This window comes from Streptomyces sp. NBC_01352 (genome assembly GCF_036237295.1).
GTDB classification, from domain to species: domain Bacteria; phylum Actinomycetota; class Actinomycetes; order Streptomycetales; family Streptomycetaceae; genus Streptomyces; species Streptomyces plumbiresistens.
The window spans coordinates 4943412-4959508 of sequence record NZ_CP108354.1 but is presented as its reverse complement, the minus strand read 5'-3'; the positions used below and the strand labels follow the sequence as shown (position 1 = coordinate 4959508).

General features: G+C 71.4%; 14 protein-coding genes and 1 pseudogene. 10 read left to right on the top strand and 5 right to left on the bottom strand.

The features are described 5' to 3' along the window. Positions 1-15 precede the first annotated feature (15 nt). The 4 genes from OG252_RS22960 to OG252_RS22945 are packed head-to-tail and all read left to right on the top strand — an operon-like array spanning position 16 to position 5250. Positions 16-783: a redox-sensing transcriptional repressor Rex gene (locus OG252_RS22960; protein WP_266435631.1), complete on the top strand. Its 768-nt coding sequence runs from the start codon at positions 16-18 to the stop codon at positions 781-783. Beyond that, positions 780-2564: a glutamyl-tRNA reductase gene (locus OG252_RS22955; RefSeq protein WP_329338324.1), complete on the top strand. Its 1785-nt coding sequence runs from the start codon at positions 780-782 to the stop codon at positions 2562-2564. The genes OG252_RS22960 and OG252_RS22955 overlap by 4 nt, the downstream gene beginning before the upstream one ends. Continuing rightward, positions 2561-3520: a hydroxymethylbilane synthase gene (gene hemC, locus OG252_RS22950; RefSeq protein ID WP_266435625.1), complete on the top strand. Its 960-nt coding sequence runs from the start codon at positions 2561-2563 to the stop codon at positions 3518-3520. Before OG252_RS22955 ends, hemC begins: the two co-directional genes overlap by 4 nt. Further along, on the top strand, positions 3517-5250 hold the full coding sequence (locus OG252_RS22945) for a bifunctional uroporphyrinogen-III C-methyltransferase/uroporphyrinogen-III synthase (protein ID WP_329338321.1): 1734 nt from the start codon (positions 3517-3519) through the stop codon (positions 5248-5250). Before hemC ends, OG252_RS22945 begins: the two co-directional genes overlap by 4 nt. A 46-nt stretch (positions 5251-5296) precedes the next feature. Here the strand turns inward: OG252_RS22945 and OG252_RS22940 are convergent, their stop codons facing one another. After that, positions 5297-6721 (bottom strand): FAD-binding oxidoreductase, encoded by a 1425-nt coding sequence (locus OG252_RS22940; protein ID WP_329338319.1) that lies wholly within the window; start codon positions 6719-6721, stop codon positions 5297-5299. Positions 6722-7180: 459 nt separating this feature from the next. Between OG252_RS22940 and hemB the strand changes: the two genes are divergently transcribed. Continuing rightward, the gene (gene hemB / locus OG252_RS22935) at positions 7181-8173 is read left to right on the top strand and encodes a porphobilinogen synthase (protein WP_266435618.1); all 993 of its coding nucleotides are present in this window, start codon (positions 7181-7183) and stop codon (positions 8171-8173) included. A gap of 335 nt (positions 8174-8508) precedes the next feature. After that, positions 8509-8865 carry a DUF805 domain-containing protein gene (locus tag OG252_RS22930; RefSeq protein ID WP_266435616.1) on the top strand — a complete coding sequence of 119 codons (357 nt, stop codon included), beginning with the start codon at positions 8509-8511 and terminating at the stop codon, positions 8863-8865. Positions 8866-8944: 79 nt separating this feature from the next. Here OG252_RS22930 and OG252_RS22925 read toward each other — a convergent pair whose 3' ends face one another. Then, positions 8945-9094: a hypothetical protein gene (locus OG252_RS22925; protein WP_266435615.1), complete on the bottom strand. Its 150-nt coding sequence runs from the start codon at positions 9092-9094 to the stop codon at positions 8945-8947. 258 nt (positions 9095-9352) lie between these two features. Between OG252_RS22925 and OG252_RS22920 the strand changes: the two genes are divergently transcribed. The 3 genes from OG252_RS22920 (at position 9353) to OG252_RS22910 (ending at position 12701) form a co-directional block, all read left to right on the top strand. Beyond that, positions 9353-10255: an SAM-dependent methyltransferase gene (locus OG252_RS22920; protein WP_329338317.1), complete on the top strand. Its 903-nt coding sequence runs from the start codon at positions 9353-9355 to the stop codon at positions 10253-10255. Between the two features lie 129 nt (positions 10256-10384). Next, positions 10385-11596 carry an aminotransferase-like domain-containing protein gene (locus OG252_RS22915; protein WP_329338316.1) on the top strand — a complete coding sequence of 404 codons (1212 nt, stop codon included), beginning with the start codon at positions 10385-10387 and terminating at the stop codon, positions 11594-11596. A 259-nt stretch (positions 11597-11855) separates the two neighbouring features. After that, positions 11856-12701: an arylamine N-acetyltransferase family protein gene (locus OG252_RS22910; protein WP_266435609.1), complete on the top strand. Its 846-nt coding sequence runs from the start codon at positions 11856-11858 to the stop codon at positions 12699-12701. A 15-nt stretch (positions 12702-12716) separates the two neighbouring features. On the opposite strand, the gene OG252_RS22905 is transcribed toward OG252_RS22910, so the two are convergent. The 3 genes and pseudogenes from OG252_RS22905 to OG252_RS22895 form a co-directional block, all read right to left on the bottom strand. Continuing rightward, complete coding sequence (locus tag OG252_RS22905) at positions 12717-13550, bottom strand: DUF4253 domain-containing protein (RefSeq protein WP_329345180.1); 834 nt, start codon at positions 13548-13550, stop codon at positions 12717-12719. Positions 13551-13694: 144 nt separating this feature from the next. Further along, positions 13695-14495, bottom strand: a pseudogene (locus OG252_RS22900) (helix-turn-helix domain-containing protein); the annotation flags it as partial. Further along, positions 14492-15295 carry a peptidoglycan-binding protein gene (locus OG252_RS22895; RefSeq protein WP_329338315.1) on the bottom strand — a complete coding sequence of 268 codons (804 nt, stop codon included), beginning with the start codon at positions 15293-15295 and terminating at the stop codon, positions 14492-14494. The pseudogene OG252_RS22900 and the gene OG252_RS22895, both read right to left, overlap by 4 nt. A 316-nt stretch (positions 15296-15611) precedes the next feature. Between OG252_RS22895 and OG252_RS22890 the strand changes: the two genes are divergently transcribed. After that, positions 15612-16061, top strand: a complete 450-nt coding sequence (locus OG252_RS22890; protein ID WP_266435604.1) for a peptidoglycan-binding domain-containing protein — start codon at positions 15612-15614, stop codon at positions 16059-16061. Positions 16062-16097: the final 36 nt, after the last annotated feature.

Genomic DNA, 16097 nt, shown 5'->3' with positions numbered 1-16097 from the left:
ACCCGCAGGAGCACCGTGGCAACTGGCCGAACTCACCGACCGGCGACCCGTAGCCGAGGGATTCCCGAGGCCACCGTCGCCCGCCTTCCGCTGTACCTCCGCGCGCTGACCGCACTGTCGGAGCGCTCGGTACCCACGGTCTCCTCCGAGGAGCTCGCGGCCGCGGCGGGGGTCAACTCCGCGAAGCTGCGCAAGGACTTTTCCTACCTGGGTTCTTACGGAACGCGCGGTGTGGGCTACGACGTCGAGTATCTCGTCTACCAGATCTCCCGTGAGCTGGGCCTCACCCAGGACTGGCCGGTAGTGATCGTCGGTATCGGTAACCTCGGCGCCGCCCTCGCCAACTACGGCGGGTTCGCCTCGCGCGGTTTCCGGGTCGCGGCGCTCATAGACGCCGACCCGGCGATGGCCGGAAAGCCGGTGGCCGGGATCCCCGTCCAGCACACCGACGAGCTCGAAAAGATCATTGACGACAACGGCGTGTCGATCGGGGTCATCGCCACGCCCGCCGGCGCCGCCCAGCAGGTCTGCGACCGGCTCGTGGCCGCCGGCGTCACCTCCATCCTGAACTTCGCGCCGACCGTGCTGTCCGTCCCGGACGGCGTCGACGTGCGCAAGGTCGACCTCTCCATCGAGCTGCAGATCCTCGCCTTCCACGAGCAGCGCAAGGCCGGCGAGGAGGCCGCCGCCAACGCCGACGGCGCCGTCCCGCACACCGCCGCCCGCAAGCAGCCCGCCGACAAGGGTCCAGACGGGGACGTCCCCGCCGTGATGCCGGCATGAGTCTCCTCGTCGTCGGGCTGAGCCACCGCAGCGCCCCGGTCAGCGTGCTGGAGCGGGCAGCGCTGAACGCGGACGCGCAGGTCAAGCTGCTCCAGGACACCGTCGCCGCCGAGCCCGCCACCGAGGCCGCGGTGCTCGCGACCTGCAACCGCATCGAGCTGTACGCCGACGTGGACAAGTTCCACGCCGGTGTCGCCGAGCTGTCCACGCTGCTCGCCCAGCACAGCGGGGTGGGGCTGGAGGAGCTCACTCCCTATCTGTACGTGCACTACGAGGACCGGGCCGTCCACCATCTGTTCTCGGTGGCGTGCGGGCTCGACTCCATGGTCGTCGGCGAGGGACAGATCCTCGGCCAGATCAAGGACTCCCTCGCCAAGGCACAGGACGTGCACTCCGCCGGGCGGCTGCTGAACGACCTGTTCCAGCAGGCCCTGCGCGTCGGCAAGCGCGCCCACTCCGAGACCGGTATCGACCGCGCCGGGCAGTCCCTGGTCACCTTCGGCCTGGAGCAGTTGTCCGCCTCGAACGCCGTCGAGCAGTGGGCCCGGGGCAAGAAGGCCCTGGTCATCGGCGCCGGTTCGATGTCCTCGCTGGCCGCGGCCACGCTCGCGCGCGCCGGGGTCGCCGAGATCGTCGTCGCCAACCGCACGCCCGACCGCGCCGAGCGGCTCGCCCTCCTGCTCGAAGAGCACTACGGACAACGCCTGGCGGAGGGCGACGACACGGACGTGCTGGCCCGCGCGGTACCGATGGAATCGGTGCCGGTCGAGCTGACACGTGCCGATCTCGTCGTGTCCTGCACGGGGGCGACGGGGCTGGTCCTGACGGCCGAGGCGGTCGCCTCGGCGGTCGAGGGCCGTACGGGAGCGGGGGCCGCGGAGAGCGGGCGCGTTTCGCCGTCGGGTGGCTCCGGTCGTACGGCCGTGGCGGCCGCCGCGCGCGACGGGCTTCCGCCCACCAGCCTGGGCGCCGAGGACGGCTGTCCGCTGGACCTGCCGGTCGCGCAAACCGCCGGGTTCTCCGTGCTCGGGGAGGCCGCCGTGGCCGGGATGGCCGCCGCCGACCTGGAACAGCACGCGGCCTGGGTGGACAACGGCGTCGCGCGTCAGCAGAACGCCGCCCCGGCGGGTGCGCTCGGCGTGCTCGACCCGGCCGAGGAGGCGGACGCCATCGCGGCGCTCGCCGCCGCCGCGGCCGCCGTCGGCCGGGTGCCCGAGCGGCGCAAGCCCGAGCCCGTCGCCGAGATCCCGCGGCCCGAGCCGACCCTCTTCCTCCTCGACCTCGCCATGCCCCGCGACATCGACGCGGCCGTGCACCGGCTGGTCGGGGTACGGCTCGTGGACATCGAGTCGCTGGCGGACGCCTCGGCAGACGCTCCGATGGCGGCCGACGTCGACGAGGTCCGCCGTATCGTCGCCGACGAGGTCGCCGCCTTCGGGGCGGCGCTCCGGGCCGCGCACATCACGCCCACCGTGGTCGCGCTGCGGACGATGGCCGCCGATGTGGTCGCGAACGAGATCGCCCGGCTCGACGGGCGGCTGCCCGGCCTCGACGACAAGCACCGCGCCGAGATCACCCAGACCGTGAAGCGCGTCGTCGACAAGCTGCTGCACGCGCCGACCGTACGGGTCAAGCAGCTCGCGGCCGAGCCCGGCGGCGCCGGGTACGCGGACGCGCTGCGGACCCTGTTCGACCTCGACCCCGAGACGGTGGCCGCCGTCTCCCGGGCCGATGGCGCCGACGACGAACCTGAGAACAGCAAGAACCGAGGGCCGGCATGAGTAGCAAGGCATTGAGGCTCGGGACCAGGCGGAGCAAACTCGCCCTGGCCCAGTCCGGGCAGGTCGCGGACGCCGTGAGCCAGGTGACCGGACGGCCCGTCGAGCTCGTCGAGATCACCACCTACGGCGATGTCTCCCGCGAGCAGCTCGCGCAGATCGGCGGCACGGGCGTCTTCGTGACCGCGCTGCGGGAAGCGCTGCTGAAAGGGGAGGTCGACTTCGCGGTTCATTCGCTGAAGGACCTGCCCACCGGGCAGCCCGACCAGCTGGCGCTGGCCGCGATTCCGCTGCGCGAGGACCCGCGGGACGTCATCGTCGCCCGGGACGCGCTGAAGTTCACCGACCTGCCCCGCGGGGCGCGCATCGGTACGGGTTCGCCGCGGCGGATGGCCCAGCTGAACGCGTACGCGCGCAGCCACGGGCTGGACATCGAGACGGTTCCGATCCGCGGGAACGTGGATACGCGGATCGGATTCGTGCGCGACGGTGAACTCGACGCGGTCGTGCTGGCCGCGGCCGGGCTCAATCGCATCGGGCGCGGTGACGAAGTGACCGACTTCCTGTCGGTCGACACGGTTTTGCCCGCCCCCGGCCAGGGGGCACTCGCGATCGAATGTGCCGCAGACAAGGCGGACCTGATCGCTGCGCTCGGTGAGCTCGACGACCCGCTCACGCGGGCCGCCGTGACCGCCGAACGGTCCCTGCTCGCCGCCCTGGAGGCCGGCTGCAGCGCCCCTGTGGGCGCGCTGGCCGACCTGCTGGCCGACGGGCAGATTGTCAAGGAAATGCGCCTGCGCGGCGTCGTCGGCACGACCGACGGCTCGCGGATGGTGCAGTTGTCCACCACCGGTCCCGTGCCCGAGACGTACGACCAGGCAATGACGCTCGGTCGCGAACTCGCTGCCGAGATGCTTGCCCAGGGCGCGGCCGGTCTGATGGGGGAGCAAGCACAGTGAGCCCCACCACTCTTCCCGCCGCCGGTCCGGAACACGGGCACGTCACCTTCCTTGGTGCCGGACCCGGGGATCCGGGACTGCTGACTCTTCGCGCCGTCGAGGCGCTGGCACGTGCGGACGTCCTCGTCGCCGAGCACGAAGTGCTCGACGTCGTACGTGCGCACGCCAGGTCCGGTGTCGCCGTCGTGAACACGGATTCGGATCCGTCCGCGGATCTGTCCTCCGGTCCGGCTCAGGGTCCGACTCCGGGCGCAGGCGCGCCTCAACTAACGGTAGTTGACAGTGCGTCAACGACCGTGGGTGTCCCCGTCGTGCGGGATGCCGCACATCTTGTCATGGAGGCCGCGCGGGGCGGCAGGCGGGTCGTGCGTGCGGTGTCCGGGGATCCCGGACTCGACGCGTACGCCGCCGAGGAGATGCTGGCGTGCGCCGCCGCGGGGGTGCCTTTCGAGGTCGTTCCCGGGGTCGCGGCCGCCGTCGGCGTGCCTGCTTACGCCGGTGTGCCGTTGCGGGACGCCGAGGGCGCGGACGTTCGGTTCGTGGATGCTCGGACCGCTTCCGACCGGTGCTGGACGGAGGTGGGGGCTTCGGACGGGACGGTAGTCGTGTCGACGACCCTCGACTCCATGGCCGCGGCCGCCGGTGAGCTGGTGTCCGCCGGGCGCAAGCCCGATACGCCGTTGACGGTCACCGTCGCCGGTACGACCACGCGGCAGCGGACCTGGACCGCGACGCTGGGGACCATCGCCCAGACGCTGAAGCAGGCCAAGGTACTGCCGTCCCCCGAGGGCGCGCGGCCGGTGATAGCCGTGGTCGGTGAGCGGTCCGCCGCGGCTCAGCGCGAGCAGCTCTCGTGGTTCGAGTCCAAGCCGCTGTTCGGCTGGAAGGTGCTCGTGCCGCGGACCAAGGAGCAGGCGGCTTCGCTCTCCGACCAACTGCGGTCCTACGGGGCCGTGCCGCACGAGGTGCCGACGATCGCCGTCGAGCCGCCGCGGACGCCGCAGCAGATGGAGCGGGCGGTCAAGGGGCTGGTGACCGGGCGGTACGAGTGGATCGCCTTCACGAGCGTCAATGCCGTGAAGGCCGTTCGGGAGAAGTTCGAGGAGTACGGGCTCGATGCGCGCGCCTTCGCCGGCATCAAGGTCGCCGCGGTGGGCGAGCAGACCGCCAAGGCGCTGGTCGCGTTTGGTGTGAAGCCGGATCTGGTGCCGAGCGGGGAGCAGTCGGCGGCTGGGCTGCTGGAGGACTGGCCTCCTTACGACCCGGTGTTCGACCCGATCGACCGGGTGTTCCTGCCGCGTGCCGACATCGCCACGGAGACGCTGGTCGCCGGGCTGATCGAGCTCGGGTGGGAGGTCGACGACGTCACCGCCTACCGGACCGTGCGGGCGTCGCCGCCGCCGGCCGAGACGCGGGAGGCGATCAAGGGCGGTGGGTTCGACGCCGTGCTGTTCACCTCGTCGAGCACGGTGCGGAACCTGGTGGGTATCGCCGGTAAGCCGCACAACGTGACCGTCATCGCGTGTATCGGGCCTGCCACCGCCAAGACCGCCGAGGAGCATGGGCTTCGGGTGGATGTGATGGCTCCCGAGCCGTCCGTGCACAAGCTGGCCGAGGCGCTTGCCGACTTCGGGCTGCGGCGGAGAGCCGCGGCGCTGGAGGCTGGGGATCCGGTGACGCGGCCGAGTGAGCGGCGGCCGGGGGCTCGGCGGAGGCGTACGACGACCTGATAGTGGTGTCGGTGCCTGGGGGTGTGGGTGCCGGTGCCCGTGCCTGTCAGGCTGGGGTCACTGTGTGGCCGTAGCGGAGCAGGTTTTCGGGGTCGTAGGTCGACTTCGCCTGTTGGAGATGGGCGTACACCTCCGGCGTCCAGGCTCGGGCTCGGTCCTCTTCGTTGCCCGGGGTGCCGTGGATGTTGACCATCGTGCGGCCCGTGCCGTACGGGGCCATGGCCGTTTGGAGGGCTGTCGTGGCCTGTTCTATGGCCTCGGCGGCCGGTGGGGCGGCCAGCACCGCCACCGTTTCCAGGAAGTACTCGGCGTCGCGGGCGCAGATCGCGTCCTCGACCGCCGCCGGGCGGGACAGCGCTCCGCCCATGTGGCGGATCTCCACCAGGAGGAGCGGGTAGTCCTGCGCGGCCGGGCCCGCCTGGTCCAGGAACGTGCGGACGGCGGCCGGGGTCAGGTCGTGGAGCAGAGCGCAGGATTCCCGGGCGGGGAGCGGGTCCTGGGGCTCCATGTAGATGCGGTCGACTTCCGCGTAGTCCATCTCCTCGACCGTGTCGACGGACACGGGGGCGGCCTCGCGGATGGGGGCGATGAGGCGTTCGCCTTCTGCCGGGTCGCCCGTCCATGCGATCGCCACCCTGGCCCAGAAGCCGCCGCGCAGGGGTTCGGGGATCTGGGGGATCGGGGGGAGGCGCAGCAGGCTGAAGGCGCTGCACATCTCGTTCGGGACGGTGTGTGTCCAGTCCGCCCATGCTCGGAGGAGGGCCTCGGTGTGCTCGCCGGGGGCGTAGATGCCGCCGCCGAGGAGGCGGGAGAAGGGCAGCAGGTCGAAGGTCAGTTGCGTGACGATCCCTACGTTTCCCTTGCCGCCTCGTAGGGCCCAGAAGAGTTCGGGTTCGGTGTCCTTGGTCACCTCGTGGAGGGCGCCGTCCGGGGTGACGACCTGGAAGGAGCGGACCAGGTCGGCGGCGTATCCGTAGGCGCGGCCGAGGACGGGGAGGCCGCCGCCGAGGGTGTAGCCGACGACGCCTGCGTCTGTGGAGGTGCCGGTGAGGGCGGCGAGGCCGTGGGGGGCTGCGGCGTCGATGACGTGGCGCCATTTCGTGCCGGCTGATGCTGTGGCGGTGCGGGTGGTGGGGTCTATTTCCACGTCCGTCATGCGGGTGGTCGTGATCAGGAGGCCGCTGTCTATGGGGTAGTTGGCGCCGTGGCCGGTTGCCTGGACGGCTACGGGGGTGCGGGTGGCGGAGGCCCAGCGGAGGGCGGCGACTATGTCGTCGACGCCGGTTGCTCCTACGACCACGTCGGGGGTGTGCAGGGCGGCCAGGTTGAAGCCGGTGACCTCGTCGGCGTAGCCGTCTTCGCCGGGGCGTAGGACCGGGCCCTTGATGTCGGAGAGGGCGAAGAGGTCGGGGGTGGGGTGGGTGGTGCGGTGGGTCGTGCGGTGGGGCGTGGTGCCGTGGGTGGCGGTCATCTTGTCCTCCTGGGGCGGGAGGCTTGTACTTTCAGCTTGGACCTGTGGTGTGCGTGCCGCATGTGGGGGGCGGGGCGTTGTGCCTGCGGTGGGTGGTGGGTCGGGGACGTGTCGGGGGGTGTCCGTCCTCGGAACGGCGCGGAATCGGTTCCTTGTTGAGGTGCTGGCGTTGACGCGCCAACCGCTGCGGGCGGACACCCCCCGACACGTCCCCTTGCCGCCGTACGCGAGTGCGGGAGCGTCCACCTTCCGACGACCGTCACCTCTCGGCCCGCCGAGCCATCCGCCTGGAGCAGGCCCCGGGGCGAAGGGTGGGCATAGGTCGGGTGGCTGGGGGCGGAGACCCCAGGGGTGGCTGTGGCCGCGCCGGGGGACTGGGGACTTGGGGTGAATGGTGAGGGGTCGGGCGCCGACGGGGCGTCGGCAAAGGGGGTGCTGGGGCGGGCGTAGCGTAGGTGTATGACGACGTACGGATCCTTTCCCGGCACGCGGCCGCGGCGGCTGCGGACCACCCCCGTCATGCGGAGGATGGTCGCCGAGACGCGGTTGCATCCTGCCGACTTCATCCTTCCGGCCTTCGTACGCGAGGGCATTGCCGAGCCGGTGCCCATCGCGGCGATGCCCGGGGTGGTGCAGCACACCCGGGACACGTTGAAGAAGGCCGCCGCGGAGGCGGTCGCGGCGGGGATCTCCGGGATCATGCTGTTCGGCGTGCCGGAGGAGTCGAAGAAGGACGCGGTGGGGACGCCGGGGACCGACCCGGACGGGATTCTGCAGGTCGCGATCCGTGATGTGCGGGCCGAGGTGGGCGACGAGCTGCTCGTCATGTCCGACCTGTGCCTCGACGAGACGATCGACCACGGGCACTGTGGGGTCCTCGACGCGGAAGGGCGTGTCGACAATGACGCGACCCTTGAACGGTACGCCGAGATGGCGCAGGTCCAGGCCGACGCCGGGGCCCACGTGGTGGGTCCCAGCGGGATGATGGACGGGCAGATCGGCGTCATCCGGGATGCCCTTGACCAGATCGGGCGGGAGGACGTGGCCGTCCTCGCGTACACCGCCAAGTACGCCTCCGCGTTCTACGGGCCCTTCCGGGAGGCCGTCGGGTCCTCGTTGAAGGGGGACCGGAAGACGTACCAGCAGGATCCGGCGAACGCGCGGGAGTCGCTGAGGGAGTTGGCGCTCGATCTCGAAGAGGGCGCCGACATGGTGATGGTGAAGCCGGCCGGGCCCTACCTGGACATTCTGGCCCGGGTGGCCGATTCCGTGGACGTGCCGGTCGCCGCCTATCAGATCTCCGGGGAGTACTCGATGATCGAGGCCGCCGCCGAGAAGGGCTGGATCGACCGGGACCGGGCGATTCTGGAGAGCCTCACCGGCATCAAGCGGGCCGGGGCGCGGAACATCCTCACCTACTGGGCCACCGAGGTCGCGCAGCGCCTGCTGTGACGGCGGAGCGGGACGCGAACGGGGCGCTCCCGGGTGCCTACCGTACGCAACGGTTCGAACTCGGTCCGGCTACGGGCGGAACTCGGTCCGGCGAACGCGGGGGGCGTGAACCGTGGTGTTTCCGTGGCGTTTCCGGGTTTTCGCGGTGGGCTTCTGGGGGTCTGTCCGGAAAATGACCCTGGGGAGAGCGCTTACCCCGTGGCGGGTGGTGAGTTCGGGCCTCGGAACTGGGCCGACGTAACGAATTGACGAGTTCCCGTCAGTGTCCATATCTTCTGCGCCTGGCCTGATCCGTTCGGAGGGGTCTTGGGAATGTCGATCCCTGGGGGGACACAATGAGCTGGTTCATCGAGGCGCTGAAGAAGTACGCGGTGTTCGCGGGGCGTGCGCGTCGCAAGGAGTACTGGATGTACACGCTGTTCGTGTCCATCTTCTACATCGTGTTCGCGATCATCGCGGCCGTCACCAAGCAGCCGGTGATCGCGATCGTCTTCTACCTCGCGATCCTGCTGCCGAGCCTCGCCGTCACCGTGCGCCGTCTGCACGACACCGGTCGCGCCGGCTGGTGGGTCTTCATCGGCCTGGTGCCGCTCGTCGGCGCCATCGTGATGCTGGTCTTCCTGTGCAGCGACGGTGAGTCGGGCGCGAACAAGTTCGGTGCGAACCCGAAGGAAGCGCCGGTTCTCGTCTGACGTCGAGTTTCGGACCTGCGTGTCTTAGGCCGCCCGGCCGCTCTCCGGGCGGCCTTTCGCGTTGAGTGGGGCCGGCCGGTCAGCGGGTGGAGTGCGTCGAGGGGGACAGCGTCGACGGGCCCTCGTCGCGTACGCCCGTTCCGTCCTCGCAGCCCGTCAGCACGAGCGCGAGGAGCGTGAGGGCGGTGGCGGCGAGGAGGCGGCGGCGGTGGCGGGTTCGGGCGGACATGCGGGGCGGCCTCCGTGGTGGGTGGGGGGCGGTGCCAACAGCGTGCGGGGTGAGTGGTGGCCGGTGCCATGGTTCGCGGGGGATTCGGGACGCCGGGGCCGTGGGATGCGGGCTGACCTGCGGGGATGCTGCTTCCCAGGGACGTGGCGCGGGACGTCGTACGGTCGGGTTCTGCGAAATGTGCCGGTGGGCACCATCAAGTGCCGCCGGGAGTTAGGTTGTTGACCGTTCCACCGCCGACTCTCCGAGGAGACGCCCATGTCCGGTGACGCCCTCAGCCAGGACCCCGCCGAGCTGAGAAGGAGGATCGACACCACCAAGGCGCACCCGGCCCGTGTCTACGACGTCTTCCTCGGCGGCAAGGACAACTACCCGATGGACCGCGCGGCGGCGGCCGCCGCCCTGACCGCCAATCCGCGCGGCTACCTCGACGTGCGGCACAACCGCGACTTCATGCGCCGCGCGGTGACGCGGATGGCCACGGACCACGGCATCCGGCAGTTCCTCGACATCGGCACCGGGCTGCCGACCGCGGAGAACGTCCATCAGATCGCCCAGCGGGTCATTCCCGACTCGCGGGTCGTGTACGTCGACCACGACCCGGTCGTCCTCGCGCACGCGCGTGCCCTGCTGACGAGCGGGCCCGAGGGGCGTACGGACTACATCGACGCCGACATGCGCGAACCGGGCCAGATCCTCGAACAGGCCGCCAAGACCCTCGACTTCGACGAGCCGATCGCCCTGTGTCTGGTGGCGCTTCTGCACTTCGTCGAGGACGAGGAGGCCTACTCGGTCGTGCGCGGTCTGGTGGACGCGCTGCCCTTGGGCAGCCGGCTCGTGCTCACCCATCTCACCGACGAGATGCACCCGGAGCCGACCCGGGCGGTGCAACGGACGTACACCGAGCGCGGGTTCACCTTCGTGTTCCGGACCAAGGCCGAGGTGGAGCGGTTCTTCACCGAGACGCCGGGCATCACGCTCGACGAGCCCGGTGTCGTCCCCGTCCATCAGTGGAAGCCGGATCCCGCGCCCGCTCCGCCGACCATCGATCCGGAGGACTTCGCGAGGCTCGACGACATCGAGAAGATCCGCTACCGGGACATCAACGACGTGACGGACGACGACATCAATGTGTATGGGGCGACTGGGCTCAAGGGCTGAGGGCTGAGGGCTGAAGGGTTGGCGTGGGTGCCGTCCGGATGGCGGAAACCTGCTTGTAGGTGGCACTTATTTCCCTAGGCTGCGCGGCACTGTTCTGTTCTTCAGTCCGCCGCAGTCGAAGGAGCCGCCATGACCGCTGCCGAGGTCGATGTCGTTCCCGCGCCGCCGCTCGCCGCGCGGGCCCGGGCGGTCGGTGGGTCTGCCGTACGGGACATCCTCGCCGTCACCGCCCGGCCCGAGGTGATCAACTTCGCGGGCGGGCTGCCGGCGCCGGAGCTGTTCGACGTGGACGGGATCGCGGACGCCTATCGGGCGGTGCTCACGGAGGCGTCCGAGCGGGCGTTGCAGTACTCCACGACCGAGGGTGAGCCGGGGCTGCGGGGTGCGCTGGCCGGGCGGATGTCGGTGCGGGGGCTGCCCACCGAGGCCGACGACGTGCTGGTCACCACCGGTTCGCAGCAGGCTCTGTCCCTGCTCGCGACCGTGCTGGTGGAGCCCGGGGACACGGTTCTCGTCGAAAGTCCCTGTTATCTGGCGGCGCTTCAAGCCTTCGGCTTCGCGGGGGCGCGGGTGGTGGCGGTGCCGGGGGACGGGGACGGGCTGGATCCGGCGGCGCTGGAGGAACTGGTCGTGCGGGAGCGGCCCAAGCTGCTGTACACCGTGCCGACCTTCCAGAATCCGACGGGCCGTACGCTGCCGGCCGCGCGCCGGGCGGCGATCGCGTCCGTCGCCGCCCGGCAGGGGTTGTGGATCGTCGAGGACGATCCGTACGGGGAGCTGCGGTTCGAGGGCGAGCGGGTGCCGTGGATCGCCACGTACCCGGGCGCCGAGGACCGTACGGTCCTGCTCGGCTCCTTCTCCAAGGTCATGGCGCCGGGGCTGCGGCTGGGGTGGCTGCGGGCGCCGGGCGCGCTGCGGCGGGCCTGCGCGGTCGCCAAGCAGGCCGCCGACCTGCACACGCCGACGGTCAACCAGCTCGCCGCGGCACGGTATCTGGCCGACCGGGACCTGGACGCCCACGTCCGGCGGGTCGCCGGGGTGTACCGGGAGCGGCGGGACGCGATGCTCGCGGGGCTGGCGGACGCGCTGCCGGAGGGGTCGGCCTGGAGCCGGCCCGAGGGCGGGATGTTCCTCTGGGCCCGGCTGCCGTCGTCGTACGACACGACCGAGCTGCTGGCGCGGGTGGTGCGGCAGGACGTGGCCTATGTGCCGGGGGCGCCCTTCTATGCCGGTGAGCCGGATCGGTCGACGCTGCGGCTGTGCTTCGTCACGCAGACGCCGGAGGAGATCGGGGAGGGGCTGCGGAGGCTGGGGGCCGGATTCGGGCTTCTGGGGGACTAGGGCCTGTCCGGCGGATCAGGTCGCAGGAAATCGGCCGCACCTTATCGACGGAGGTGAGCGGGGCCTGGTGCGTCGAGCTGCAAGGCGGAGGAGGGCGTCGATGCGGAGCATCGGCAACCGACGACAACGCCGCAGATCGGCGTGCCAGGCCCCGCGTCTGCGACCTGATCCGCCGGACAGGCCCTAGGTCCAAAGGCGGGGGAGCGGCTACTGCTGTGGATCGCTGACGTGGGCTGAGCGGTGTGCATACGGTGAGGGCATGGCCGATGACATTGGGGAGTTCGACCTTGACGCGTATCTCGGGCGGATCGGGTGGGAGGGGGAGCGGCGGGCCGACGCTGCGACGCTGAGGGGGGTGCATCTCGCGCACATGCGGGGCATCCCGTTCGAGAACCTGGATGCCCTGCGGCGCCTGGCGCCCTCACTCGAACCCGCCGACCTCATGACCAAGTTGGTCCACAGCCGGCGCGGCGGCTACTGCTACGAGCACAACACGCTGTTCTCGCTGGCCCTTCAGGCGCTGGGCTTCCGGGTGGTGACCCGGCTGGCCGCCCGCGTCGTCGTGGGGGCGGACCGTAGGGAGAGTCGGCCGCGTACGCACATGGCTCTGCTCGTGGAGGTGCCGGGGGAGCGGGCGCCGTATCTGGCCGACGTCGGGTTCGGGGCCATCGGGGCGTTGCTGGAGCCCATGCCGCTGGTGGTGGGTGCCGAGGTCCGGGACGCGGAGCGGCGGCATCGGCTCGTGCACGTGGCGCACCGGGGGCCGTTGGAGATGTGGGCGCTCGAGGCGTACGAGGAGAAGGCCGCGTCCTGGGCGGAGCAGTACGCGTTCACCCTGGAGCCGTTCGAGGCGCCCGACTTCGAGGTCATCAACTGGCACATCGGGACCAACCCGCGCTCGCCCTTCACCCAACAGCTCTACGTGCAGCGGGTTTCCGCCGAACGCCACCTCCTTCTCCACGGCCGCCTCCTCACCGAGACGCTGGTCGACGGCACGGTGAGGGAGCGGGAGGTCACGGAGGAGGCGGAGGTGCGCCGGCTGCTGGAGGCGGAGTTCGGGGTGGTGGCTCCGGAGGGGATGACGCTGCTGACCCCGCCGGAGTGAGGGGGCGGTGGCCGGTCAGTCCCACCAGAAGGACCAGCGGCGCTGACCGATGAGGTCCTTGGCATAGGAGACCAGGTCGCCGGGGCCCGTCTGCCAGATGGCGTCCGGGCAGAACGCGAGGTGCTCGGCGGCGATCGCCTCCGCCTCGGCGGGAGTGGTGGGAGGGGCGGCGACGGACACCAGCAGGTCGCTGGGGGTCAGCGCCACCACCCGTATCCCGAAGCGGTCCTCCCAGGACCGCAGGACAGCGCAGAGCCGGGCCACGTCGTTCTCGTGGTTCAGCGGACCGGTCCAGCCGATCGCCGCCGGGATGTCGGCGGAGCGGCGGGCCGGCACCAGGGCGAGACTCGGGTGGTGGAAGGCGTCGGCACCGCCGTCGCACACCAGGTCGGCGACCTCGGCCGCTCGCACGTCCGGATCGGCGTCGGGCGGACCGGCGTCCGGGGGACCGGCGTCCGGGGAACCGGCGGAGGCGAGCCCCGGCCAGTCCGGTCCGGGCGCGCCCTCCTCGTACTCCGCCTCGTACACCTCCTGGTGCTCCTCCCAGAACTCCGCGAGCACCTCCTCGGCGTCGTGGTCCCCGGGATACGACATCAGCTCGGGCCGCAGTGCCCAGCTCTCCGGGCCGCCGCCATGGACGCCTTCCGTGTCCACGAGCACCGGCAGCAGGCCGGCCCGCGAGGCGGGTGCCGCCAGCGCCGACCAGTCGCCCAGGGACGCGGGCCGGTCGGCGTACCAGAGCAGCGGTTCGTGCCAGGGGCCGTCGGGTGTCTCGTCGACCAGGCGTCCGGGCGGGAGGGGGAGACCGAGGGTCGCAAGTCTCGGCAGGGGGTTGGGAAGTGTCGCCATGCCGGTGACTTTAGGGGGAGCCACTGACAACGGCGGCGGCCGCCCCGACTGGTCCACGCTGCCGTCGAAACACTCCCGCCTGCCACCCGCCGCCGGTTGGAAACAGGCCTCGACGACGGCTCCGGGACGGGTCACGGCCATGGGGGTATAGACGTAGGCCTCCGCGTCCACGTCGTCCTCGACCTCGGCGCTGCGGACACGACCGCCACCATCTCCGAGACCGCCACCATCTCCGAGACCGTCACGACCGCTCACCGTCATCTCGATCCGGTCGCCGATCCGTGTGCCCCACATCCGCGCCCAGCTGGTCCCGCACGCCTCGCTGTGGCGCAGTTCCAACCGGGCACCGGTGGCCGTGCGGTGGGACGCGAGGGTGTCCGGGCCGACGCCGCACTTCATGTGCATCGGGCTCTTGCCCTCGCAGGCGGCTCCCCGGCAGCGCGGCCCGGTGGCGGACGGGGACGCCGACGACCGGGATCCGACGTCCTGGTCCGGCAGCAGGAAGAGGGCCACCGCCACGCCCCCGACGGCCACGGCGGACACCGACGCGAGGACCGCCACGGCTGCCAGACCCTTGTGACCGGCACGCGTCACCTCCTGCGGAGGCGGACGTGGAGCTGGAGGTGGAGGCGGCGCCGCGGTCGGGGACGGCTTCGGCTCCTGCGACCGCCCCTCCGTACGCGGCTCTCCCGTTCCGCGCCCGCGCCATTCCGACTCCGCGATCTCCCACAGCGCCAGACACCGTCCGTCCGGTGCGCCGGCGAGCCGGCACAGCTCCCGCACCGCCTCGCGCGGCGGCAGCGTCTTGCCGTTGAGATAGCGCTCCCAGGACGACTTGCTGAACGGGGTCTTCGAGGCGAGGCCCGCCATGCTCAGGCCGGTCCGCTCCTTCACCTCCCGCAGCGCGGCGGCCAGTCGGGCGCATTCGGGCGACGGCGTCGTCATCCCCGCAGGACCTCCCACGTGTGCGGTCCGACGATGCCGTCCACGACCAGCCCCTCCCGCTGCTGCACGCGCTTGACCGCACGTTCCGTAAGCGGACCGAAGATCCCGTCGACGACCCCCGGCGACACGCCCGCCCTGCGCAGCAGACACTGCGCCTCGGCCACCTCCGGCCCGGCGTGGCCGTCCGCCAGGATGGCGTCCCGGGTGCGGCTGATGCCCGCGTACCAGCGGCCGTCGCTCCGCTCCGGGCGGCAGGTGTACGTGGGTGCCGCCGTCGGCGACCGGGGTGCCGACGTGGCGGAGGAGGCGGACGAGGCGAGAGGGGACGACGCCAATTCGCCGTCGCCGCCGCCGTTGAGCCGTACCAGCAGGAGGACCGCCGCGGAGACGGCCAGTACCAGAGCCGCCGTCCCCGCCACGAGAGCGATGCGCAGCGAACGGCCGGGAAACGGTGCGCTCTCGGCCCCCACCGACCGGATCCCCGGCTCGGCCGCGACCGCTTCCGGCGCGGACGCGCCTCCGTCTTCGCGCGCGTTCCCCCACGCCTCGGCGGCGACTTCGTGCAACGCGAGCAGCCGGGTCGGATCGTCACCGCCGATCCGGGCCATCGCCTCCACGGCCTCCGAGGGAGGAAGCGATCTGCCGCCCAGATAGCGTTCCCACGACTTCGGGCTGTACCCCGTCTTCGCCGCCAGCTGCCGCAGGCTCAGCCCGCTGTGATCCTTCAGCCGGCGCAACTGCACGACCAACTGCCGGACGCGCGGATCCAGTTCTGCGGGCAGCGCCTTCCAACGCGACATGTCTCCCCCACTCGCGTTCCCGGTCCGTGCTCAGTGGCCGTGGTCAGCGGCCCCTGCGCCCGTCGCATTCTGCATCACCATCCACGGCCCGCACCGGAGCGTGGTTCCCGCGCGGGTACGGAATCGGCCACCGCCCGCCGCAGCCGTCCCGCCGGACCGTCCCGGCGGAGGGCGTCCCCGCAGGTCAGCGGGCGGGGCGTCCCGCGAGGGCGTCACTTCTGCGGCAACTGTGGCAGGCGTTGCCGCCCACTGAGCACTCTCGTGTTGCCAGACCGGCGGCACGTCAGGTGCCGTCCCACGACCCCAAGGGGGAAACATGCGACCGAACGTGTTGACGAGGACCGCCATCAGCCTCACCGCCGTCGTCGGACTCGCGGCCGGAACGGTGGCCGCCGCTGGTACCAGCTTCGCGGCGCCGGACGCGAAGCCGGCCGTGAGCTCCGAGGTCTCCGTCCTCGCGGTGAACAACCTTGGCCTGAACACGGCTCGGGCCCAGCGCTGGCAGTGCTGGCTGCGCGACACGGGTTACAACCCCGGCACGATCGACGGGCAGCTCGGCACCAACAGCTGGAAGGCGGCGCAGAGGAAGTTCAACGACCTGGGCCTCAACGCCGGCACCGTCGACGGAGTCGTCGGCACCAACACGATCAAGGCGCTGCAGCGCTACCTGAACATCTTCGACTACGGCCTTGCCGTCGACGGGGTCGCCGGACCGGCGACCAAGGCCGCGTTCTGGGACTTCAACGAGATCAACTACTGCGCCTGAGCGAACGCGCCGCGGCCCGTCCTCCCACGGGGGAGA